Origin of the sequence: Paenibacillus sp. FSL L8-0638, assembly GCF_038593075.1 — a bacterium.
Classification (GTDB): Bacteria; Bacillota; Bacilli; order Paenibacillales; family Paenibacillaceae; genus Paenibacillus; species Paenibacillus polymyxa_D.
On sequence record NZ_CP151960.1, the window covers coordinates 1,057,690 to 1,079,633 of the forward strand.

At 45.4% G+C, this 21,944-nt stretch carries 23 protein-coding genes; 19 read left to right on the forward strand and 4 right to left on the reverse strand.

The window, feature by feature from the left end; genetic code table 11:
• Positions 1–110: 110 nt before the first annotated feature.
• Together MKY35_RS04720 and MKY35_RS04725 are read left to right on the forward strand one after the other, a co-directional pair.
• Complete coding sequence (locus MKY35_RS04720; RefSeq protein ID WP_342445744.1) at positions 111–977, forward strand: DL-endopeptidase inhibitor IseA family protein; 867 nt, start codon at positions 111–113, stop codon at positions 975–977.
• 90 nt (positions 978–1,067) lie between these two features.
• Entirely contained in the window at positions 1,068–1,313 is a 246-nt protein-coding gene (locus MKY35_RS04725) for an HPr family phosphocarrier protein (RefSeq protein WP_209950003.1), read from the forward strand.
• 89 nt (positions 1,314–1,402) lie between these two features.
• On the opposite strand, the gene MKY35_RS04730 is transcribed toward MKY35_RS04725, so the two are convergent.
• Positions 1,403–2,191 (reverse strand): formate/nitrite transporter family protein, encoded by a 789-nt coding sequence (locus MKY35_RS04730; protein WP_029517571.1) that lies wholly within the window; start codon positions 2,189–2,191, stop codon positions 1,403–1,405.
• 89 nt (positions 2,192–2,280) lie between these two features.
• Positions 2,281–3,063: a Cof-type HAD-IIB family hydrolase gene (locus tag MKY35_RS04735; RefSeq protein WP_039272493.1), complete on the reverse strand. Its 783-nt coding sequence runs from the start codon at positions 3,061–3,063 to the stop codon at positions 2,281–2,283.
• A 198-nt stretch (positions 3,064–3,261) separates the two neighbouring features.
• On the opposite strand from MKY35_RS04735, the gene MKY35_RS04740 reads away from it, so the two are divergent.
• From MKY35_RS04740 to MKY35_RS04820, 17 genes are all read left to right on the forward strand, one after another.
• The gene (locus MKY35_RS04740) at positions 3,262–4,293 is read left to right on the forward strand and encodes a WXG100 family type VII secretion target (RefSeq protein ID WP_342445745.1); all 1,032 of its coding nucleotides are present in this window, start codon (positions 3,262–3,264) and stop codon (positions 4,291–4,293) included.
• Positions 4,294–4,734: 441 nt separating this feature from the next.
• Positions 4,735–5,148, forward strand: coding sequence for a YcxB family protein (locus MKY35_RS04745; RefSeq protein WP_342445746.1), 414 nt, complete (start codon positions 4,735–4,737; stop codon positions 5,146–5,148).
• A gap of 58 nt (positions 5,149–5,206) precedes the next feature.
• Positions 5,207–6,154 (forward strand): ATP-grasp domain-containing protein, encoded by a 948-nt coding sequence (locus MKY35_RS04750; RefSeq protein ID WP_342445747.1) that lies wholly within the window; start codon positions 5,207–5,209, stop codon positions 6,152–6,154.
• 274 nt (positions 6,155–6,428) lie between these two features.
• Entirely contained in the window at positions 6,429–6,875 is a 447-nt protein-coding gene (locus tag MKY35_RS04755) for a tellurite resistance TerB family protein (protein WP_103049753.1), read from the forward strand.
• Positions 6,876–6,903: 28 nt separating this feature from the next.
• The gene (locus MKY35_RS04760; protein ID WP_342445748.1) at positions 6,904–7,497 is read left to right on the forward strand and encodes a TerD family protein; all 594 of its coding nucleotides are present in this window, start codon (positions 6,904–6,906) and stop codon (positions 7,495–7,497) included.
• Positions 7,498–7,543: 46 nt separating this feature from the next.
• Positions 7,544–8,119 carry a TerD family protein gene (locus MKY35_RS04765; RefSeq protein ID WP_250243405.1) on the forward strand — a complete coding sequence of 192 codons (576 nt, stop codon included), beginning with the start codon at positions 7,544–7,546 and terminating at the stop codon, positions 8,117–8,119.
• Positions 8,120–8,150: 31 nt separating this feature from the next.
• The gene (locus MKY35_RS04770) at positions 8,151–8,732 is read left to right on the forward strand and encodes a TerD family protein (RefSeq protein ID WP_023987194.1); all 582 of its coding nucleotides are present in this window, start codon (positions 8,151–8,153) and stop codon (positions 8,730–8,732) included.
• A 224-nt stretch (positions 8,733–8,956) separates the two neighbouring features.
• Positions 8,957–10,225 carry a TerD family protein gene (locus MKY35_RS04775; protein ID WP_029517566.1) on the forward strand — a complete coding sequence of 423 codons (1,269 nt, stop codon included), beginning with the start codon at positions 8,957–8,959 and terminating at the stop codon, positions 10,223–10,225.
• A gap of 26 nt (positions 10,226–10,251) precedes the next feature.
• Positions 10,252–10,986, forward strand: a complete 735-nt coding sequence (locus MKY35_RS04780) for a TerC family protein (protein ID WP_029517565.1) — start codon at positions 10,252–10,254, stop codon at positions 10,984–10,986.
• A gap of 167 nt (positions 10,987–11,153) precedes the next feature.
• Positions 11,154–12,341 (forward strand): HpcH/HpaI aldolase/citrate lyase family protein, encoded by a 1,188-nt coding sequence (locus MKY35_RS04785; RefSeq protein WP_341038830.1) that lies wholly within the window; start codon positions 11,154–11,156, stop codon positions 12,339–12,341.
• Between the two features lie 52 nt (positions 12,342–12,393).
• Entirely contained in the window at positions 12,394–13,740 is a 1,347-nt protein-coding gene (locus tag MKY35_RS04790) for a phosphoribosyltransferase family protein (protein WP_342446605.1), read from the forward strand.
• Positions 13,737–14,888 (forward strand): cysteine protease StiP family protein, encoded by a 1,152-nt coding sequence (locus tag MKY35_RS04795; RefSeq protein WP_029517562.1) that lies wholly within the window; start codon positions 13,737–13,739, stop codon positions 14,886–14,888. The genes MKY35_RS04790 and MKY35_RS04795 overlap by 4 nt, the downstream gene beginning before the upstream one ends.
• Positions 14,885–15,721 carry an HAD family hydrolase gene (locus MKY35_RS04800; RefSeq protein WP_342445749.1) on the forward strand — a complete coding sequence of 279 codons (837 nt, stop codon included), beginning with the start codon at positions 14,885–14,887 and terminating at the stop codon, positions 15,719–15,721. The genes MKY35_RS04795 and MKY35_RS04800 overlap by 4 nt, the downstream gene beginning before the upstream one ends.
• 17 nt (positions 15,722–15,738) lie before the next feature.
• Positions 15,739–16,770 (forward strand): ATP-grasp domain-containing protein, encoded by a 1,032-nt coding sequence (locus MKY35_RS04805; RefSeq protein WP_342445750.1) that lies wholly within the window; start codon positions 15,739–15,741, stop codon positions 16,768–16,770.
• Between the two features lie 58 nt (positions 16,771–16,828).
• Positions 16,829–17,509 carry a hypothetical protein gene (locus tag MKY35_RS04810; RefSeq protein WP_342445751.1) on the forward strand — a complete coding sequence of 227 codons (681 nt, stop codon included), beginning with the start codon at positions 16,829–16,831 and terminating at the stop codon, positions 17,507–17,509.
• A 96-nt stretch (positions 17,510–17,605) separates the two neighbouring features.
• The gene (locus MKY35_RS04815) at positions 17,606–18,706 is read left to right on the forward strand and encodes a toxic anion resistance protein (RefSeq protein WP_342445752.1); all 1,101 of its coding nucleotides are present in this window, start codon (positions 17,606–17,608) and stop codon (positions 18,704–18,706) included.
• Positions 18,707–19,044: 338 nt separating this feature from the next.
• Positions 19,045–19,590, forward strand: coding sequence for a hypothetical protein (locus MKY35_RS04820; RefSeq protein WP_029517557.1), 546 nt, complete (start codon positions 19,045–19,047; stop codon positions 19,588–19,590).
• 326 nt (positions 19,591–19,916) lie between these two features.
• Here MKY35_RS04820 and MKY35_RS04825 read toward each other — a convergent pair whose 3' ends face one another.
• Together MKY35_RS04825 and MKY35_RS04830 are read right to left on the reverse strand one after the other, a co-directional pair.
• Entirely contained in the window at positions 19,917–20,207 is a 291-nt protein-coding gene (locus tag MKY35_RS04825) for a DUF3899 domain-containing protein (protein WP_342445753.1), read from the reverse strand.
• An 89-nt stretch (positions 20,208–20,296) separates the two neighbouring features.
• Positions 20,297–21,940 (reverse strand): peptide ABC transporter substrate-binding protein, encoded by a 1,644-nt coding sequence (locus MKY35_RS04830; protein WP_342445754.1) that lies wholly within the window; start codon positions 21,938–21,940, stop codon positions 20,297–20,299.
• Between the last annotated feature and the right edge of the window lie 4 nt (positions 21,941–21,944).

Below are 21,944 nucleotides of genomic sequence, written 5' to 3' on the forward strand. Positions count from 1 at the left end.
CAAAAAAAGGCAAATAGAAACAATTTAGCAACCCAATCGAGAAGCGAAATTCTTATAATAGAAATGTCTGCAGTTTATGCAGACATATGATTATGGAGGTGTATATAAGTATGAAATTAAATACGAAGCTATCCGCACTGTGCATTGCGGCCACACTTATGAGCGTGGCACAGGCCGCTGCTGCCGCGCCCGCTGTGACCGCTCCAGCGGAAGCGACGCAGCCGAGCGTTGCCAATCCGGCCGCATCCGCCCCGGCTCAGGTGCCAGCACCAGCAGCGTCTGCACCGGCTACGACTCCAGCCCCGGCGCAAGCGCCGTCGGCTCCAGCAAGCTCGCCCCCGGCTGCAGCCGGAGGTTCTGCCAAAGCCGCTACACCAGTAGCTCCGTCTGCACCAGCACAGCGTCCATCTACATCGGTAGCACCCGCGGCTGCTCCGATCGTACCTTCGACTGTGAAGCCGTCTAAGCCGCAACAGCCGTCCACTGCGGCGCCAGCAGCGGCTACCAACGTGAAACCGACGCAACTGGACAAGCTGAACCACGAGAGTGCGGTTCCGCTTGTGCTGGAGGCGCAGTCTCGTTATCAATATGCAATCAGTGGTGGCAGCCCGGTGGGTAAGTCGTTCCAGTTGAACGGTAAAAGCTACCGCTATCTGTCCGAGGACATCGGTACAAAGACCAAATTGATCAGCTATCTGACGCAGGCCTACACAAAGCAGGCCAGTGAGCAATTTGTCGGTAAATTTTTCGTCGAAGTTAATGGCAGATTAGCTCAGTTGAACGCAGATGGTGGCAATTTGTTAGAGTTCAACCGGGCTACGGCGAAAATGGTAACCATGACTCCGGTGAAGCGCAGCTACCTGCTGACCGTGCCTTATCCGGCAGAAACCAAGCAGGCGAATGAGAAAATCACCGTGAATTTTGAAAAGGTCGGCAGCTACTGGAAAATCAGCTCTGCGCCGCATGTCATTTTCTAAATTAAGATTTTGCAACAGGCTTCATATGGGGTAAAGTGATGTTAAGGCTTGTTTCGTAAGCTCCAATTCAATGCAGGGGAGTGCTGTGCAATGATGACACCCATCAAGGTAAAAGACGTTAAGGATATTGAAAAAATCAATCAAATCGTATCCAATTTTACGTATGACATCTGGATTCATGGCAAAAGCGGCATGGCAGATGCCAAATCCATTTTAGGCATGTACGTGCTGAAGCTGGATGAGCCGCTAACTCTGGTTGTACCTGACAATGTTAATCCCAAGAAGCTGTTCAAGGAGTTGGAGGAGTTTATCCATTTTCCTGCTCAAGAAGGATAAAAGGCAAGCAGGCACTTGTAAACACTGGATGATCTATTACTAAAATAACGCAAAGAAGCCGTGGAACCTAAGTCCCACGGCTTCTTTTTTTAGTGTTCTTTCTCGTCCAAAAACGGGAGATTCACCGAATAGTACATAACCCCCATAAGCAGCACGCCGCCAACCAGATTTCCGAGCGTAACCGGAACGAGATTATGGATCACGCCGGCGACAGAAACCGTACCCGGATGGTCCAGCACGAGCGCAATGGCGAAAGTACACATATTAGCCACACTATGCTCATATCCCGAAATGAAAAAGCAGAACACAAACAGCATCATGGCAAACATCTTTGCACCATTTTCCTTCATAAACATGGGAACAAAAAAGGCAAGACAGACGAGCCAATTACACAAAATAGCTCGGAAGAATAGCTGCATTGCAGGCGCTTCCATTTTATGCTCAACCACGCTCAGTAGAAAGCTGTTCACGCTGGAGGAGTCAAACAGCCCGGTCAAGTAAATAAGGAGTGCAAATACCCCCGCACCCAGCAAATTACCGCCATAGCTGGCAGCCCATAATCGAAGCACCTGCCCCCAGCGTAGCTTTTTACGGAGCGCAGCATAAGTGTAATAGAAGGTGTTACCTGTAAACAAATCCCCGCCGCCGTAAGCGATCAGAATGATAGCGGCTCCGAATGTGAGCGCCGCCATGGGATAAGTGAATGGAGAATGCTCCATGTAAAAAAAGTTGCCCGTCTTGAAGGCTACAATAACGCCGAACCCGATGAACATACTCGCCAGCATGGAACGTGCCAAATACCGGAGTAGGCTCTGCTTGTAAATTTTGTACTTCTTCATGGCTAGCTGTTCGACATTGCGTAAGCCTTCCGTCTCCATATTTAAGGACAACCTCCTATTTTCTCATATGTAAGTCTTTAAACAGACTTTATTTTTCCCGAAACATGTCCAGTCTATCAGCAATTCTGTTAGCTTAACAAACCAAGCTTTTGCAGTCCGTACAAAATACCGTCTTCATCTGCGCGTTTTGTGACCATTTTAGCTGCGGCTTTGGCTTCATCACAGCCGTTGCCCATCGCGACGCTGTTATGTATAGCTGTCAGCATCTCCACATCATTTAAGCCATCGCCAAAGGCGTATTGATTTTCAGCGGCAATGCCAAGTCTGGACGTAATTTCGCGGATACCCTTCGCTTTGGAGCCAGCATGAGGAACAACGTCCACAGAACTCGGATGCCAGCGCACAAAGTCAAACGCCTTGAATACCGTTTCATAGAAAGGCTCTTCTTCTGCTGTACACATCAACAGCGTCTGATAAATATCTCTTCCTTGGAAATAGAGCGGATCGTATCCAACTGAAATCTTGGCCTTAAGCGTTTGGACCGATTTCTCTACAAGCTCATCATTAGGAATATTGGCCTTCATGTCCATATGATCCATATATACAAGGGCATGATTATGTGTGAGGGCCAGATCGGTCATCGCTTGCAAGGCTTCTCTGTTCAACGGATTGGTAGCGACCACTTCCCCGCGCAGCACGACATATTGCCCATTAAAGCTGACGTAGGAGTCAATTTCCAACTGCTCGCGGATATCTTTGAACATAAAAGGTGCACGGCCTGTTGCAATGGCCACCTCATGTCCCAGCTCTTTCAAAGCAAAGACGGCCTTTTCTGCCGTTAACGGCATTTTCTTGTCATCGTCCAGCAATGTACCGTCGATATCGAAAAAGATAATTTTTTTGTCTGACATGTCCCTACACCTGACTTTCAATAATGTATTTGTCGAAATGAACTCATATGGATTCATTATATCAAAGGAACTGCTTCTGAATACACAAATACGTATAAATCCTCATGAATATCCGACCTCTATAGCTTACAATATGAAATAAGGCTTACTGTAAAATATAATTTCTATCTCCTATTTCATAGATGGGATGTGATCACCATGACAAAAATCCAAGTCACACCGGAGCAGCTGGACAGCGTGGCCTCCCAATTTGCCAATGCCCACGGCACACTGTATAACCAGTTAAATGGCCTGGATAGCACAATGAACCACCTTCACAGCCAGTGGGATGGTATGGAGAGGAATCGTTTTTATAATGACTATCGAACGGCTAAATATACACTATCTTCTGTATTAAATAAGGTTCAATCCATTGAAATTGAGCTGAAAAGCATCGCTTCGAAATTTAGAAATGCGGATGGTGAAAGCACACGTGGCTTCTGGACAGCCCTAGCAGCGGCAATGAGCGCTAGCGCAGCGCTGGCAGGCAGTGGAGAGGCTGGAGATCATGGTGGTGAAATTGCCAAGCAGCCCAAAAACATAGACGAATGGGAGCAGGCAGACGCGGTTAAATATCATCAATATGAGGAACTACTGAAAAACGCCGAGGCCATCGGCGACAAGCAGGTTATGCAGAAAATTCACGACCAGATGAATGCCCTGCAGCTGCAATATGAGGACTCCGTTACCCGTACAGATTACAATACAGGAGAGGCCTCCAAGATCACATCCGATTCCCTTGTCGCCGTCACCGAACTGACAGGTAAAGACGGAAGCAAAACGGATATATCTATAGATAAAAAAGGGAATGTTGTGAGTTATGAGCAAAATACGGATAAATATGATTACTGGGTCCAAAAGCATACCCAATCAGCCGGAGAGCATGCTCTAGGTAAAACGGCCCAGACCGTCACCGGATATGGAATAGGTCTTATTTTGTCGCGCGGGGCTGGTGTTAGTGGGGCAGGTTCGGGCATCGGTACTGGCGCAGCCTCCGGCTGGGGGGAACACGTCGTCGGCATTGGTGGCGGCATGCTCAGTGACAAAGTACTTTTCTCTGTACCCGATGAGGGCGAAACCCGTACCATGATCTACCGAACGAATAAAGAAACCGGACATATTGAGAACATGATCATCGTCACCAAAGGTGAGAATGAAATGGAGTATCGCTATTGGGAGGATTATAACTAGATCTTGAGCTGTGAACGATAATAACGTGTTTAGGAGTACCCATAAAATCTACAGTCTTTTTTTCTGGAACAGGTGAGCGGCAGGTGGAAACTGTAAACTCACTAGCTGGAGAGGTCTGTGGATTTTTTTGCTTACCATTTTTTTCTGAATTCCGATATATTAAATAGATAGAATACATATCCAAGGTAATTTAATTGAATATTCGAAAAAGATTAAAGTACTAGTTTTAGAGGGAGAAATAGTAAATGAAAAAAACATCCATTAGTAGTCGTGTTGTTTTGAGAGGGTAGGGAGAGGAGTTACGATATGCAACAATCAGAGACATTACTGTACACGTACAGGCTAACATTGAAAGATATCATGTTATTTAATTTTTGTTTGAAGTATCAGAAGTCTACTGGGCTTAAGTTGATGGCATCAATCCAGTTTCTGTTGGTCATTATGGCTACATACAAGCTTATAGTAGATAATGAAGTAGATCCTAATACGATAGCGATGTTCTTCTTTCCATTCTTAGTTTTTGTAATTATTCCTTTCTTTACTATTAAAGAAGTGAAAGCTAACTACCTAAATCACCCACAATGGCCTATTGAAAAAGATTATGAGTTTTCAAAGGAGGGTCTTCATTTTACGTACTCTGCGGGTTACAACTGGGATGAAGTAAAGGGGGTCATTAATACGCTGACTGCCTTTTATATATTGCTGCCTAATCATAAATTTATATTGGTCCCCAAGCGGATTTTTTCTAGTAGACTGGAGCGCCGACAATTCAAAGAACTGTTGATAACCCAGATCGGATCAGAGAGATGGGATTATAAATTTATAGACAAAATGAGCAAATTAAATAGAAAATAATTGTATTTTTAGCAAATAAAATTAAAGACTAATACATTTGTTAAAAGGAGGAACTCATATGTATCTTCTATTTTGTAGCGATCCTCTGAATTCTAAAAGTGTAGATATGGATTACCGTGAAGAGTGCGAGGCTGCACAGAGTCTTGGTTTTGATATAGGGTTGGTCAATTTTGATAATCTGATCGAGGATGAACAGGAAGGATCAGGGTCTAACCCATATATTGTTTCTAAGAATATGCGAGAGTATGTTGCTAAACAGGGAAGCGAGTACGTGAACGCGCTATACCGTGGATGGATGTTAAGACCCAAAGTGTATGATGCTTGGACTGCAGCCTTGGAGGCAAATCGAATCAGGATGTTGACAAGTGCTGAGAGTTATAGGAACTGTCACTATTTTCCCGATTCATACTCGTTAATTCAAAATTTTACGCCTCGGAGTGTATGGCTGGAGCGGGACCAATTGGATGCGGAGCATATTCGAGAGGCGGTCATGCCTTTTGGAACGACAGCAATAATGGTCAAGGACTTCGTTAAATCACGGAAACATGATTGGCTGGACGCCTGTTATATCCCGGATGCGTCAGATCAGGTGCATGTGGAACGTGTGATTCGTCGTTTTGTTGAACTTCAGGGAACGGAATTGAATGGAGGAATTGTGTTAAGGGAGTTCGTACCTTTAGAATTTCTTACCCTTCATCCCAAAAGTGGTATGCCCTTGTCTAAAGAATATCGTCTTTTCTTTATGTTCGGAGAGCCTGTTTTTACGGTTAATTACTGGGATGAGGCGGCATATGAAACAGTTCCTACAGATCTGAATGAATTTATTCAGATTGCACGTCAAATCCAAAGTCCGTTTTTCACAATGGATATTGCTCGTACACAAGCAGGGCAATGGATTATTATAGAATTAGGAGATGGACAAGTTTCGGGGCTACCTGAGCACACCGATCTTGAAGCGTTCTATACCAATTTAAAAAAAGCGGTGGTGAACCGTGGGTTATGGTGAAAGGCACAGTGCTTCTGTTGAATTGGAAGGCTGTGCCTTTCTATGAACTCTACCATTTCACAGACTTGCAATTGGGGTACCAAATGATGGATGATAGAAGAGGGCCTTTTATGTAGAAAATAGGGCTAAAGATAGAGAGGATACCAATAATAAATAGATCGTATTTACCGTATTTTTGTATATTATTGTAGAAAAAGATCGTAATTCAGGTTATAGTAAAGGAAGAAATTAACTAGGATGCATTTTACTCAAATACGTAATTGTGGAGGTAACCATGAGTACATTTAAAAATTGGTTGAATACAACTAAAAAAGGACTTGGAGACCAAGTTAAGAAGTTTAAGAATAAAGATTTTATGGAAGCTGTTGTTGCAGGCTGTGCATTAGTAGCATTTGCTGACGGTACGATTAGTCCGGATGAGAAAACAAAAATGGCCGGATACATAAATATCAGTGAAGAATTGAAAGTGTTTGATATGGGTGAGGTCATCAACCGTTTCAATCACTATGTAGCGAACTTTGAATTTTCACCTCAAATCGGTAAACAGGAAGCACTGAAGGCGATTGGTAAATTGAATGGCAAGCCCGAAGTAGGCCGACTCGTCGTTGGCGTATGTAGTGCCATTGGTGCAGCTGACGGTGACTTTGATGCCAATGAACAGCGAATTGTTGCTGAAATTTGTGGCGCGCTTGGTTTGAATCCGTCTGAATTTAGTCTGTAAATTTTACGGAAGGGAGGTGTGTTAATCAGTGGCTGTAATTAATCTGGTCAAGGGCCAGAAAATTGATTTGACCAAAGGCAACACAGGACTAACCAAGGTTATAGCTGGATTGGGATGGGACCCAGTGCAGTCCAAAGGATTTTTTGGCATCAAGAAGCAACCGAACATTGATTGTGATGCTTCTGCCATTTTGCTGGACGCAAACGGGAAACTGACTCAGTCGGACAATGTAGTATGTTTTCATAATAAAAAAAGCCCATGCGGCTCAGTCGTTCATTCCGGTGATAATCTGACCGGACAAGGCGACGGTGATGATGAACAAATTGCGATTGACCTGGCACGTATTCCTGCCAATGTCGACAAAGTGCTTGTTGTTGTGAATATATATGATTGCGTAAACCGGAAACAGGATTTCGGCATGATCGAGAAGGCGTATATCCGCATTCTGGATGGTACTAATTCCAAGGAACTGGTGACGTTTAATTTATCTGATAATTATGAAGGGCTGACCGCACTGGTATGTGGAGAACTCTATCGTCATAACAACGAATGGAAGTTTGCTGCAATCGGTGAAGGAACCCATGCCGTACATATTGATGTGCTGGCTCAGCGTTATATGTAATTTTAGTTACTCATACAAAACTTAATGTGAAAAGGGGTTCTTACTCATGGCAATTAACTTATCCAAAGGTCAAAAAATTGATTTGACGAAAACAAATCCAGGTTTGTCCAAAATTATGGTTGGTCTCGGTTGGGACACAAACAAATACGATGGCGGTAAAGATTTTGACCTGGACGTATCCGTATTTTTGGCTAATGCGGAAGGTAAAGTAGAATCCGATAAGAACTTTGTCTTTTTTAATAACCCACAAAATGAGAACGGTTCTGTCGTTCATACAGGGGATAACCGCACAGGTGATGGCGACGGAGATGACGAGCAAATTAAAATTGATCTGGGCAACGTGCCTGCTAACGTAGAAAAGATCGCTTTTACGATTACAATCTATGAAGCACAAGAACGCAGCCAAAACTTTGGACAAGTGTCCCGTGCTTATGCTCGTATCGTAAACGAAGCAAACAATGAAGAATTGGTCCGCTTTGATCTGGGAGAAGATTTCTCGATCGAAACAGGCGTTGTTGTAGGCGAACTGTATCGTCATAGCGGTGAGTGGAAGTTCAATGCCATTGGTAGCGGCTACCAAGATGGTCTTGCAGGATTGACGCGCGATTACGGTTTGGCATAAAAAATCTATACAACGAAAGCAGGTATGCGGAATGACCATTAGCCTTTCCAAAGGACAACGTATTGATCTGACCAAAACGAATCCTGGCTTGACTCGTGTCGTTGTAGGTCTTGGATGGGATACGAATAAATATAGTGGTGGCGCGGACTTTGACCTGGATGCTTCAGCTTTCCTCCTTTATGAAGACGGCAAAGCCAAAGCTGCGGATGATTTTGTATTTTACAACAACCCGACAGGTGGAGCAGGATCGGTTACCCATACAGGCGATAACCGCACAGGTGAGGGCGATGGGGATGACGAGCAAATCATCGTTGATTTCTCGAAGATTCCTGCGAACATCCATCGTATCGGGATCACGGTTACCATTTATGATTACGAGGCACGCGCGCAAAACTTTGGTCAAGTGTCCAATGCTTTTGTGCGTGTGGTAGATGCAGCAACGGATCGTGAAGTGCTGCGCTACGATTTGGGAGAAGATTTTTCCACCGAAACGGCCGTCGTATTCTGTGAATTTTACCGTCAGAATGCAGACTGGAAATTCCAGGCTATCGGTAGTGGCTTTGCTGGTGGATTGGGTGCGCTTGCTAAAAACTATGGCTTGGACGCTCAATAATATCCACTTGGGGTGGTGTCCATAGGGCGCTACCCTTTCTTTTTAAGCTATTACATTGAGCATTTTGCATAAATCCCAAGAGCATTTTCAAATCAGCAATATATAGATCGAAACGCTTTAGTTCGTCTATATATTGTACTTATGAGCGTTGGGAATCGAATGATGCAAAATGCTACATTAGCGTACGCTGACACATGACAAACCGACAGAAAGGTGACACAATCATGGCTGTTATCGTAGTAAAGGGACAGAAGGCGGATTTGACGAAAACAAATCCGGGCCTGACCCATGTCAACGTAGGGATTGGCTGGGAGTCCCCAGCGTCTCTGGAGCTGGATACTTCGGCATTTTTGCTAGGTCCTGGAGGAAAAGTATCGGGCGATGAGGATTTAATTTTTTATAACAATCCGACCACGCCCTTTATTACCTATTCAGACGGACAACAGTCCGGTGACAAAAAGCAATTTGCCCTTGATCTGACGCGAATTCCTGCAAACATCGAGAAGATTGCGTTTACGCTGACGATTTATGATGCGGATCAGAAACGGCAAAATTTTGGACAGGTTCAAGGTGGGTTCATTCGTTTTGCTCATCCGGTTAGTGGAGAGGTTTTGCGGTTTAATTTGGACAGTGGATTTACAGTGGAAACTGCGATTGTTATTGGTGAACTGTATCGTCATAACGGGGAATGGAAATTCAACGCGATTGGCGCAGGTTTTTCCGGTGGATTGGATGCGTTGTGCGTTAATTTTGGGATTGAAGTGGAAAATAATCCGGCTCCTCCCACGCCAGTGCCTACACCTCCGTCTCCAGCGCCTCGACCAGCACCAACGCCGCCACCAGTACCACCTGCTCCGAAGCCAGAGCCATCTGCAACACCGGTGAATCTGAATCTGCGGAAAATTGAGCTGAAGAAGAAGGGCGACACCATTAATCTGAAAAAGGGCTCAGGCGGATTGGGTGAAATCCTGATCAATCTGAACTGGAATCAGGTGCAGCAAAGCAAGGGATTTTTTAATCGCGGCTCCAAGGGTGTCGATCTGGATCTGGGCTGCTTATATGAGATGAAGAATGGAGATAAAGGCGTTGTACAGGCGCTCGGGGAAGTTTTCGGTTCTCTAAATCGCTTTCCGTACATTGCTCTGGATGGCGACGATCGTACAGGCTCTGTGAAAACAGGGGAAAATCTTCGCATCAACGGTGCTAAAATTTCTGAAATTAAGCGCATTTTGGTGTTTACCTTCATTTATGAAGGAGTCACGAACTGGTCACAAGCGGACGGGGTAGTCACGCTGTACCAGAAGGATGGGCCGGACATTATCGTTCACATGAATGAACATGACAATCGCAAAGGGATGTGTGCGATTGCCATGATCCAAAATGTAAACGATGAAACGTTTAGCATTGAAAGACTCGTGCAGTTCTATGGTGGTCATCGTGAGTTGGATCGGGCCTATAACTGGGGCATGCGCTGGTCGCAGGGTAGCAAATAAATTGAATTATCGGAGGCACTCTTTTCATGTTGAATGATTTGTTTAAAAATATCAGCGAAAACTACGGCCATTTCTTTTCATGGAGTGATGTTGTAGGTACGCTTACTGATCCAGTGAGTTGGGGGATTATAGGAACTCTCATTTTGCTGGAAGGACTTTTATCGGCGGATAACGCCTTGGTTCTCGCAGTTATGGTTAAACACTTACCTAAGGAACAACAGAAGAGAGCCTTATTTTACGGGATTTTGGGTGCGTATATATTCAGGTTCCTGGCTATCGGCTTGGGTACATTCCTGATTAAGTTCACCCTGATTAAGGTACTGGGTGCAGCTTATCTGCTCTATATCGCTTATAAGGGCTTATTCAAGTCCGAAGGTGATGGAGAAGTGAAAAACAAACCTACTTCTTTTTGGAAAACGGTATTAATGGTCGAACTGATGGATATTGCCTTCAGTATTGACAGCGTCATTGCAGCTTTCGGTGTGAGCGAGAAAGTATGGGTTCTGTTCCTGGGTGGTATTCTCGGCGTTCTGATGATGCGTGGTGTTGCTCAAGTGTTCCTCAAGCTCATTGATAAATTTCCGGAACTGGAACAGACAGCCTTTATTATGATCGCCATTATCGGGGGTAAAATGCTGGCTGCTGCTTTTGGCTTTCATATGTCGCAGATTTTATTCTTCGGCATTTTGATTGCTGTCTTTGTAGGCACAATGGTTATCAGCTCGGCGAAAAGAAAGAAAAAGGCCGACAAAGAGGCTTAATGTACAAAGTATAGCGAAATCCCTCCTGAAACTAAGGGGGGATTTCTTTTATACCCGAAGCACAGGGCTTTAGTCAGGCAAGAAAGAGCAAGAGGAGGGGAAGAGCCCTGAAATATTTTAATGATTTAACCTCTGAGGAAGTAGAAGCGATCTTTTATACTCCACCGTTGGAGTTTCATAACCGTTCTCCCAAAAGTATATTGGCTTATGCGATAGGAGCGGCTTTGTACATGCCAGCGACCCGCTCGGAAGTAGCGGAAGAGATCAAAAATGGAAAACATGAAGGGCTAACGACGGTCATTTTAGATTTGGAGGATGCGATAGGGGATCAGCAGGTTGGTCAGGCGGAACAATCGCTGGCACAGCAGCTGCTTCAACTATTGTCTTATGTACGGACGGGGATGATGAGTGAACAGCAATTACCTTTGTTATTTGTGCGTGTGCGCTCTGTGGAGCAGTTGGAACGACTACTGAACGGTTTGGGTGAATCTTTGTCGCTGCTCACGGGCTTTGTCTTACCCAAGTTCTCTTCTGATAATGGACGAGCGTATTTTGCACTCATTGCAGAATATAACCGGAGTATGCATACAGGGGCAGGAAACGAAAACAACATGCCTGTGCTGTACGGGCTACCGATTCTTGAAAGCTCCAAAATCATTTATCGGGAAACCCGCTGGAAAGAGCTATTGTCGATTAAAGAAATCTTAGACGAGTACCAGGAATATGTGTTGAATGTACGCATTGGAGCAACCGATTTTTCCAGTCTATATGGCTTGAGACGCAGCCCGGATATTACGATTTATGAAATTGCCGTCATTCGGGATTGCATCGCAGATATTATTAACTTGTTTGGACGCGTGGGCTCAAATTACGTCATTTCCGGTCCTGTATGGGAATATTTCTCTCACCGAGAACGTGTCTTTAAACCTCAATTAAGAGTGTCTCCTTTCGAAGATGCACTTGGGAAGCCGGGCCGACACTTGCGGATGGACTTCATCTCAGATGCCGTAGACGGACTGATCCGAGAAGTCATGATGGACAAAGAGAATGGGATTATCGGCAAAACGATTATTCATCCCTCCCATATTAAGCCGGTACAGGCCATGTATGCGGTGACACATGAAGAGTATATGGATGCACTTGAAATTGTTGAGCGTAACGATGGTAGTCTGGGGGTATTCAAAAGTACCTATGCCAACAAAATGAATGAAATTAAGCCGCATTTGAATTGGGCTCATCGAATTATCAATAGATCAAAAGTATACGGGGTGTTACATGAACAACAACATTTTGTCAGTCTCTTACCCAACCACGAAAACACATCTGCTGCCAATCCTGGAGCAGTTCAGCGTTAAAATTACGGAGACTCATAATCCATTCCGTCTTCCTGTGGACAAGCTGTTTGCGATGGCGGCACGGGTCAATAAAAAGCGTTCGTTTTTATTTGTCAGCAAGGTGCTGGGCAAGCATATTCCGGTAAACCCATACACCTCTCTGCTCAGTGGTGCGGCGCTGGCGATCCTGCTATATAAGGAGCTTGTCCCACAAGCGGGACAACAGATGGATGAACTGATTGGAGAGGCCGTGAGAGGACTACTTAACCCGGACTATGCGAAAGAGGCCTATCGAAAGCTGATGGATGAGCGTTTAGCTTTTGCTTTTACGGAGCCGATCAAGTTTGTTGGTTTTGCCGAGACGGCTACAGCATTGGGACACAGCATGTACCGATTGTTTGACGACGGTACCTCGTATATTCATACGACACGCGAGGATATCCCGGGCCTTCGGCCTATTATTCGGTTTGAAGAAGAGCATTCGCACGCTGTTGATCATCGTTGCTATGCACTGGATGAAGGTGCTTTTGCGGGTGATGGCCCGATTGTGCTGGTAGATGATGAAATTACGACGGGGAAAACAACGCTTAATATCATACGGGATATTCAGGGGCATTTTCCGCGTAAACAGTATGTGATTGCTTCGTTATTGGATTGGCGGACAGACAGCGACGAGCAGGCTTTCGCTGATCTGGAGGTAGAGCTAGGCATTACGATTACGCCTTTAAGCTTGCTCAAAGGAAAGATTGAGGTACAGGGAGTACCAATACTGGATCACGCAGAATATGCTGGACAGGCTGGGCACCCAGAACATGCAGCCACTAGCATGGCAGAGGTTAATAAAGATGCTTCTGGAATAATTGACCACCGTTTTGAACAGGAGGCTTCCGGTTTTGAGCGGGTAGTACACAGCTCCATGTCAACGGACGGGTACACCAATACAGCTCCTTATCTAAAATATACAGGCCGTTTTGGTCTACAATCCACTGACAATTCAGCGTTGGATGCAGAAATCACGCGTACAGCCGAACGACTGAAGCAACTTCGTTCTGGGCAACGCACGCTGGTTATGGGCACGGGAGAATTCATGTACATTCCAATGCGGATTGCAGCAGAGTTAGGCCCGGATGTGTATTTTCAATCGACGACACGCAGCCCGGTATATCCCCACCGAGAAGAAGGGTATGGAGTCGCTTGTGGTGTGACATATCCATCGCCTGAGGACAGTACGATACGCAATTTTATTTATAATGTAGACCCTGGTCAGTATGACGAAATATTCGTTTTGATGGAAAGGGAGTCGGACCCAGAGCGGATGAACCCCATGCTGGAGGCTTTGAACCGTCTGGGCTGCGATAAAGTGCATGTCGTTTATTTTAACGGTTTAACTAGACAGGAGAGTAAAGGAGCGCGGATATGAAGCAAGCACTCATGGAGCAAATACAACAGAAGAACATTCATCCGCCCAAACCGCTAGGCAGTTATCCTGCCTCGGATGTCACATTTTTATTGAAGGATTTGAGTAGGGTTACGTTGGAAAAAGGGACGGAGGATCGTGAAGAGGCGATTCAGTCGGGCGTCCATTATTCAGAAATGCTGCCAGTGGAATACGAGCCCACCGCAGAGTATATTGCATTGTTTCACGAAACGCTTGCCCAATCTGCCCAAAAGGTTGCATTAGCGGCAGCTTCTGTGGCTGAGATGATTGTGAGAAAAAGAGGCTTAAATACGGCGATTGTTTCTCTGGCTAGAGCAGGGACGCCCATTGGTATCCTGATCAAGCGTTATATTGACTGGAAGTATAGCGTATCCTTGCCGCATTACAGCATTTCTATTATTCGTGGCAAAGGCATTGACCGGAATGCGATATTATACATTTTACAGCAGCATGGGCTGGGGATTGAACTTCAGTTTGTCGATGGCTGGACGGGGAAAGGGGCAATTCGCCAGGTATTGATTGAGGCCTGTCGTGAGATGAATGCGGATTACGGGTTGCGCCTAAATGATGATCTGGCGGTGCTGGCCGATCCGGGCAGATGTTCAGAAACCTTTGGTACACGAGAAGATTATTTGATTCCAAGTGCTTGTCTGAATTCGACTGTATCAGGTTTGATGAGTCGGACGGTATTACGCGACGATCTCATAGGCCCTGACGATTTCCATGGGGCCAAATTTTATGAATCCTGGCGGTCAGTGGATCAGTCCAATACGTTTGTGGATACGGTATCCGGGTATTTTCAAGACGTGGCTGAAGCGGCCGTTGCATATGCTGAACTAATGACATTGAATCCGCCTGCGGTGACATGGCAGGGCTTACGGGATATTGAGGCGATTCAGCAGGCATTTGGTATTCGGGATATCAATCTGGTCAAGCCCGGAGTGGGGGAGACGACTCGTGTACTGCTGCGCAGAGTGCCGTGGAAAATTCTGATTGATCGCGAAGATAATCCGAATCTCCAGCATATTATGCTGCTGGCAAAGGATCGTGGAGTGCCCGTAGAGGTATTTGAAGGATTGACTTATTCCTGCTGCGGAATTATCAAGCCACTCAAGGGGGGACAAGAATGATCTACGCAAGTGATCTGGATCAGACACTGATTTACTCCAAACGTTCGCTTGGCGTACCGCTGGAGTCCCCTGGTCTGTTGCCTGCGGAACAGATAGACGGGGCGACGTCGGCTTTTATTTCTGAACAAGCCCTGCAATGGCTAAAGACACTGCCTGAAGATGTGATGTTTATGCCCGTGACGACTCGGACGATGGAACAGTATCGACGAATCACCGTGTTTCAGACGGAGTTGGTTCCCGCATATGCCGTGACGAGTAATGGCGGAAACATCATCGTTGGAGGCGAGGTGGATCGAGAGTGGAATCGGCGTATTCATGAACAAGTGCGCCGTGATGGTGCTCACGCGGAAGAAGCACGTCAGGTGTTCGGGCAGGTGCTGCATGAAGACTGGGTGGTAAACGAACGCTTTTGCGACGAGTTATTCTATGCTTTCATGATTGAACGGGATCGTATGCCGCTGGAACAGGTGCTGGAGAAGGCGCGGATTATGCGTGAAATGGGCTGGGAAGTATCCATTCAAGGTCGTAAGATATATCTGGTACCTGCAGCCGTGAATAAACAGGCAGCCGTGGAGCATATCCGTAACCTCACGAATGGAGGGGCCGTGGTTGCGTCCGGTGACTCTTTGCTAGACCGTTGTCTGCTGGACTATGCCGATTATGCGATTGCTCCGCGTCATGGTGAATTGTATCGGGAACAACTGCGGGATAAGCTGGAGGTCAATTATCGTTTTACAGAAGTGTCGGGGGTTTATGCAGCGAACGAAATCATGGCATATGTTCATGAAATACACCGGAGTGTGTTCGCAGCTCAAACTTCATTTTCAGAATAGATAGGGGACGTGGCTCTGTGAAGAAGGTTAAAGTGTATTTTAACCGCTGGTTTTCAGTGGCGTATCATTATATGAATGCTATTCGTAACAATGAGGACGGTATTCCGTTCGAGATCTATGCGACGCACTCTGATCCGCAGCATATGGCGTTACAGGCCAGTGATGTAGCTGAAGTAGAGCCTCGCACCAGTGGTGTGGAGTACGCACGGTTTTGCGCTGATTTTTGCAGGCGGCACGGAATTGATGTCTTTATCCCACGGTGGAATATGCTCGATATTAGCAAGCATCTTTATTTGTTCGATGATATTGGGACAAAAGTGATGGTATGCCAAGATACCGAACTGCTGGAGCAACTGATGGAAAAGGATCTGTTTTATGAATCCATTCGTCAAAAGGACATTGTCACGATTCCCGATTATGCCATTGCCAGCAATGCCGAGCAGTTTAAACAGGCTTATGAGTCGTTAATAGTACTTGGGCATAAGGTATGCTTTAAGCCATGTAATGCAGAAGGCGGAATGGGCTTTCGTATCATCGACAATGAACGTAATCCGCTGGACGAACTGTTCGGACATGCGCTGAATCATATTTCGTTCGAGGAAGCACACCGCGTATTGTCATCCACAGAATCATTTCCCAATCTGATGGTGATGGAGTTGTTGGAGGGATACGAATACAGTATTGACTGCCTGGCTGACCGGAACGGAAAGCTGCTAGCGGCAGTTCCACGTAGGAAGGCAGGAGGGCGATTACGGCTGCTGGAGCAGCATCCCGAGCTGTTGAAGGTGGCACAGAAGGTCGCTGAGGCGTATCATATTCCGTACAATTATAACATTCAGGTAAAATATAACGGCGAGCATGCCAAGCTGCTAGAGATCAATCCGCGGATGTCCGGAGGACTTCATGTATCATGTTTGTCAGGTATCAATTTTCCTTATCTAGCGGTGAAATCGGCTTTGGGTCATGAGATCGGTTCACTTCATCCGCAATACGACATTTTAGCCAGTCATATCGAGCAGCCAATCACCATACGTAAATCCGTACATTGACACACACAAATATTGTTTTCTACAATATGGTAAGGGTTTACGTCAGGAGGTACAAGCTATGACGTCAAAAATGTGGGGTGCCACGATTGCTGTGGTTAGCTACCTGATTGCGCTTTTACTAAGTTTTTGGTTGCCACTGTTTGTGTGTTTGGCGATTCCGATCCTTGGTTTGGGAGGATACAGCGCCATCATGGCTGTTCGCCATCCTCGCCCCAATCTGACCGGTTCCGTGATTCCGGTGGTGCAGGAGCAGGTCGGTGAGACACAGCAGCATGAAAAGGTAGCTGCCGTTCGACCGGAGTCTATGACAGGACAAGTACGTCAACCAGATCAGGTGAGCAGTGAATTTGCTCAGGTGATGGAGTATTTGGAGGTACTGGAGGATATGGTGATCTCCGAGGGACAGAAGGATGCGCTTGATAACGAGATTGTCGAGAAGGCGCTGGCTCTATTTGCACGTTTGCAGCGGGTCATTCCGCTTTTGCATGAACTGAACAACAGCGAAGTGAATCATACGGTTCGGAGATTGATTTTGAAGGATTTGAATGGGCTAATTAATCCGTTTCTTCGGCTCAGCGGCGATGCGAAGCGGACCAACCGGAGGACGTTGTTAAACGGATTACGGGATGTGGATAGTAAAATATCAGTAATTGTATCTACGGTGGAGCATAAGGATCTGATGGAATTACAGAGCAAAGCGGAGCTTATTCACCAGCGTTATAGCAGTTCCGAATTGTAGGCGATTTGTAAGAAAATAAAAAAGTAGCAAATTAGCTGCTCTGAAAAACAACGATTATACTTGGGAACAGTTGTTTTTTAGAATAGGAGGTAGCGTATGGCGACCCCATGGGCTGAGTTAAAAAAAGAAGATGAACAAAAGGTGACTGAGGAGGCTTCACAGCTGATTCAGAAGGTATCACAAAGCGATGTCATGAGCTTGGATACCTTAATGGATGATATCGGTAAGCTGGGGGTTAAAACGCAGGAACGTGCGGGGCAGACCCTTAAAATGCTGGATCGTCCGGTAAACGACCTCATGTCCGGTGATCGGGCTGAGGTATCCAATATGATCTTAAAGCTGCGTGATGAATGTGAAACGCTCCAGCAGAGCAAAAATGTGAGTTTTTTTGGCAAGCTTCTGCGTAAAAGCCCGTTAAAAAACTACATTTACAAGTATCAGTCGGTGAAGACGAACATCGAGAAAATCATTACTGCCTTGAGAGATGGTAAGGATAATCTGGAAGAAAACATCGTCAGCATGAGACAGTTGAAGAAAGCTTCCATTGAAGAAATCTACAATTTACAGACGAAGATCGCCTTTGGTAATCGCCTGAAAGAACTGTTTGAGACCGAGATTGCCAAGCCGGAAAATGAAAACCGTAAGCCTCATCTGAAGCGGGGGTTGCGCAAGGTAGTTACTCGTACGCAGTCTATGACCGAAATGATTTTGTTATACAATCAGGCGATTGCGGCAACGGATATTATTAATGATAACAATGATAAACTGATTGATTCTGTAAATAATGCGATTGATAAAACATCGAATCTGATCACTGTATCGGCTATGATCGCGATGGCGCTGGCGGATCAGGACAAAATCATTTCAGCCGTCGATGCGACCAACCGTACCATTGAAGATCAATTCAAGGAAAATGCGAAGCTTCTCAAAACGACGACCGAGAGAACGACAGATCTGCTTAGCAAGCCTTCTATGTCACTGGAGGCTGTGAATCAGGCGATTGGTGATTTGGTATCTGCTTTGGATCTGTCTGAAAAATCAAACCGTCGGATTATTGAAAGCTGCCATGATTATACAAGTAAAATGACAGCAATCAATGCCAACCTAAGCCAACGTTTGGGGATCGAAGGGAAAGAATCATCCAAACCACTGAAAGATAACAATTCTTCTGAAGGGCTAAGCTCATTTTTGAACTGATAGCCAATATGCAATAACGCAATAATCTATTAAGAAGACGCCGGGATGACTCCGAAGGGCGTCTTTTTTTGGTTTGGCAGCAGCTAATAAAGGACATGATGAACATACATAGCATTCTCGTGCATAAACTCTTAAAAAGCGAATGACAAAAGGAGAGAGCGAGCGTATGATGTCCTTTATTTTAGGGTGTGTGATTGTCTATTTACTCGTGGCTGCCAGTAGCGAAAAAGCAGATTCAGTTGTGGAGTTAAATGATTCTGTGAAATAAAATTTTTTATTGAAAATCATGCATTTTCTGATAGGATAGAGTTAAATATTGGAATCCAAAAGGAGAATGCATGCTGGAATTTTCATTTGAAATCATCGACGAATCGAAAATTAACATTGTATATCAGTATGGAAGCAGCAGCTTCAATTTTAATTTATTTTTTAACTACGGTGTGTGGACGCTGCATCCTTTTGACGGGATTCTACTGCAGAACAAGGAAATGTGCCGTCTGATCGTTACGGATCTGTTTAAGAACAAAGATTTTCATGTCATGCTGGCACGCGAAAATATTTTATTATCAACCTTGCGTACCTCTATTGATCTCAATCCCGAAACTCGGGGAGATCGATATCAGGAACAGGAATTTGATGAACTGTCTGATTTTGCCGAGACACACAGCTTTGAAGAGGTACTGCAAATCGAGCAGGATTCCGTCCGCGAGCGTATGGATTTCTTCCAAAACATTATTCAAAAAATGTATATGGAAGGATTCGGCCCTGAAGACAATGATTTTAACAAGGTACAAGCTATTCTTCGCATTTATAAGGCTGCACATGACCAACTCGGAGAATTAAGCGACTTTCCCCTGAGAGGCGACGAACGACGCAGATGGTAGATTTATTGAAACAAAAAAAGAGGGAGTCCCCGAATTAACTCCGCGGAACTCTCTCTTTTTTTGTATTGTCTAGGGGTTAGGCCAAGTTAAATCACTTGGCCCACTAATCTTTCCACCCCTACACACCTCTAAAACGTATAGAATCTCCACGGAGGTTGCCAGCGGAGCGGGCAGAATTGTTCTGAAGAAGCGAAGCGTTCGCCTTTATCCCCGGATTTTACCCTTACAGGTTCTATTCAATAGAAATCCGGGGATAACAGCGATCGGAAGAACAATCTGCACGCGCAGCGCCCACCAACCGACCAAAGGCTTCTAATCGTTTTAACCTAACTCATCCCCATTAATATCATCGAGCAAAGGATAAGCCCTGTCCCGCACCCCGAAGTGTATACCTTGAGGTGGCGGAACATGGATGTTTTCCAGGCTGACAAAGATTCATCGGAACGCAAACGCTCATTTTCCTCTCGTAATGCCTTGGATTGACGAATGAATAACTGTCCGATGTCGGCAAATCCCCGCAGGAAGAGGGTTAGAAAACCGCTTTGCAGAACGTGGAAGATTGCACCGATCACCAAGCCCAGCAACCCCAACAGGAATAACAGATTTGCAGTAGCCATGTGTTCACGACCATTCAAGAGATGGGGGGTGGCGTACAGAAACCCTAAGGTACTGACAATCAGGGCGATGATCCCAAAACGTAAAATCATTATTTTTCGACCCGTTTCGCAAAGCGCAGGTCTGGGTTCGAACGAGCATCAAATACGATACCTTGAATCTTAGGACTGATTAATGCAGTGTCCGCAGAGAACTGGATCGGAATAATCGGCAGATCTTCCATCAATACGTCTTCTGCCTGATGGAGCTGTTCAAAGCGTTTTTCCGGATCAAGCTCAAAGGTTGAGGATTCGATCAGTTTGTCATACTTCGGGTTGCTCCAGTTGGTAAAGTTGTTCGAATTTTTGGAAGTATAATGCCCCAATACGCCGAGTGGATCCAGGAAGTTTCCTTCCCAGCCCATACGGGCGATCTGGAAGTTTTTCTGTTTAAAGGTATCAATGTACGTTTTCCATTCCTGATTCTCCAGCGTCACTTCAACACCCAGGTTTGTTTTTAGCATTTCCTGAATCGCTTCAGCTACTTTTTTATGCTTGTCCGAAGTGTTGTATTTAAAGGTGATCGGTGGCAGCTGTGTCAAACCTTCTTCTTTCAGACCTTCGGCCAGTAATTGTTTCGCTTTTGCAGCGTCAAACTCATAGTATTTTTTCGGTGCTTCATCACGGAAGTCCTTGCCGGATGGCGTTGTTGTTCCGTATGGAACATAACCGTAAGCCGGAGTTTCGCCACCTTTGGTTACGCTGGTAGCCAGTGCTTCGCGGTCAATCGCGTAGGCAATGGCCTGTCTGATTTTTTTATTGTCAAACGGCTTTTGTTTTACGTTAAAAGAATAGGTGTACACACTAAAAGACGGATGCGACAGGAATTCCTTGTTGCTCTTTTCCTGATCCAGTGTATCCACGGGAAGGCTCAAAATCAGATCCAGATCGCCCGTTTTGTACATTTGATAATACGTTGTGGAGTCTTGAACCATTTTAAAATTAATCGTTGCCATCGTAATGGCATCTTTGTTCCAGAATTGATCGTTTTTCGTCAGCGTAATTTGTTCGTTATGTTTCCATTCCTTGGCTACATACGCACCGTTACCGACAATTGTACCTGCTTCTGCTGCCCATTTGTCATTTTTCTCAACAACCGATTGGTTTACAGGCAGATAAGCATGACCGACAGCGATCGTGGGGAAGAAGCTTAGCGGTGATTTCAGCTCAACTACAAGAGTTTTATCATCTTTGGCTGTAACACCCACGTTTTCAATTTTACCTTTGCCTGTGTTGTACGCTTCGGCACCTTTGATGTAGTAGAGGGCAGAAGGATCGTAGGCAGCTGTTTTTGGATTTAGTACCCGTTTCCAGGAGTATTCAAAATCCTTAGCTGTCAGTGGGTCACCATTCGACCATTTTGCACCGTCACGAATAGTAAAAGTGTAGGTTTTGCCGTCAGGAGATACGTCTACTTTGCTAGCAGCACCTTCTACGATTTTACCAGCCTTATCGTATGTATACAGCCCTTCATACAAGTTATCAATCACAAAGTAGGACGTTGTATCTGATGCGAAAGCAGGGTCTAGCGTATAAGGCTCTCCACCTGCCAGATTGGCAGTAATTTCTTGCGGGACATCTGCTTGAGGAGCAGCGGACGGGTCGTTGCTTGCTGTTTTGTCCGTATTACCAGAGCATCCTGCCAAAGCCGTTACGGCCAAAAGTAAGATGATCGTCATCCAATGCATTTTTTTCATCGTG

What these genes read in the sequence shown, in the direction of transcription:
- MKY35_RS04815 (WP_342445752.1), top strand. Translation starts at nt 17,606, where the DNA reads ATGGCGACCCCATGGGCTGAGTTAAAAAAAGAAGATGAACAAAAGGTG.
- MKY35_RS04730 (WP_029517571.1), bottom strand. Translation starts at nt 2,191, where the DNA reads ATGGAGACGGAAGGCTTACGCAATGTCGAACAGCTAGCCATGAAGAAG.
- MKY35_RS04800 (WP_342445749.1), top strand. Translation starts at nt 14,885, where the DNA reads ATGATCTACGCAAGTGATCTGGATCAGACACTGATTTACTCCAAACGT.
- MKY35_RS04770 (WP_023987194.1), top strand. Translation starts at nt 8,151, where the DNA reads ATGACCATTAGCCTTTCCAAAGGACAACGTATTGATCTGACCAAAACG.
- MKY35_RS04720 (WP_342445744.1), top strand. Translation starts at nt 111, where the DNA reads ATGAAATTAAATACGAAGCTATCCGCACTGTGCATTGCGGCCACACTT.
- MKY35_RS04820 (WP_029517557.1), top strand. Translation starts at nt 19,045, where the DNA reads ATGCTGGAATTTTCATTTGAAATCATCGACGAATCGAAAATTAACATT.
- MKY35_RS04755 (WP_103049753.1), top strand. Translation starts at nt 6,429, where the DNA reads ATGAGTACATTTAAAAATTGGTTGAATACAACTAAAAAAGGACTTGGA.
- MKY35_RS04740 (WP_342445745.1), top strand. Translation starts at nt 3,262, where the DNA reads ATGACAAAAATCCAAGTCACACCGGAGCAGCTGGACAGCGTGGCCTCC.
- MKY35_RS04775 (WP_029517566.1), top strand. Translation starts at nt 8,957, where the DNA reads ATGGCTGTTATCGTAGTAAAGGGACAGAAGGCGGATTTGACGAAAACA.
- MKY35_RS04780 (WP_029517565.1), top strand. Translation starts at nt 10,252, where the DNA reads ATGTTGAATGATTTGTTTAAAAATATCAGCGAAAACTACGGCCATTTC.
- MKY35_RS04810 (WP_342445751.1), top strand. Translation starts at nt 16,829, where the DNA reads ATGACGTCAAAAATGTGGGGTGCCACGATTGCTGTGGTTAGCTACCTG.
- MKY35_RS04750 (WP_342445747.1), top strand. Translation starts at nt 5,207, where the DNA reads ATGTATCTTCTATTTTGTAGCGATCCTCTGAATTCTAAAAGTGTAGAT.
- MKY35_RS04825 (WP_342445753.1), bottom strand. Translation starts at nt 20,207, where the DNA reads ATGGCTACTGCAAATCTGTTATTCCTGTTGGGGTTGCTGGGCTTGGTG.
- MKY35_RS04765 (WP_250243405.1), top strand. Translation starts at nt 7,544, where the DNA reads ATGGCAATTAACTTATCCAAAGGTCAAAAAATTGATTTGACGAAAACA.
- MKY35_RS04830 (WP_342445754.1), bottom strand. Translation starts at nt 21,940, where the DNA reads ATGAAAAAAATGCATTGGATGACGATCATCTTACTTTTGGCCGTAACG.
- MKY35_RS04735 (WP_039272493.1), bottom strand. Translation starts at nt 3,063, where the DNA reads ATGTCAGACAAAAAAATTATCTTTTTCGATATCGACGGTACATTGCTG.
- MKY35_RS04745 (WP_342445746.1), top strand. Translation starts at nt 4,735, where the DNA reads ATGGCTACATACAAGCTTATAGTAGATAATGAAGTAGATCCTAATACG.
- MKY35_RS04790 (WP_342446605.1), top strand. Translation starts at nt 12,394, where the DNA reads ATGGCGGCACGGGTCAATAAAAAGCGTTCGTTTTTATTTGTCAGCAAG.
- MKY35_RS04795 (WP_029517562.1), top strand. Translation starts at nt 13,737, where the DNA reads ATGAAGCAAGCACTCATGGAGCAAATACAACAGAAGAACATTCATCCG.
- MKY35_RS04725 (WP_209950003.1), top strand. Translation starts at nt 1,068, where the DNA reads ATGATGACACCCATCAAGGTAAAAGACGTTAAGGATATTGAAAAAATC.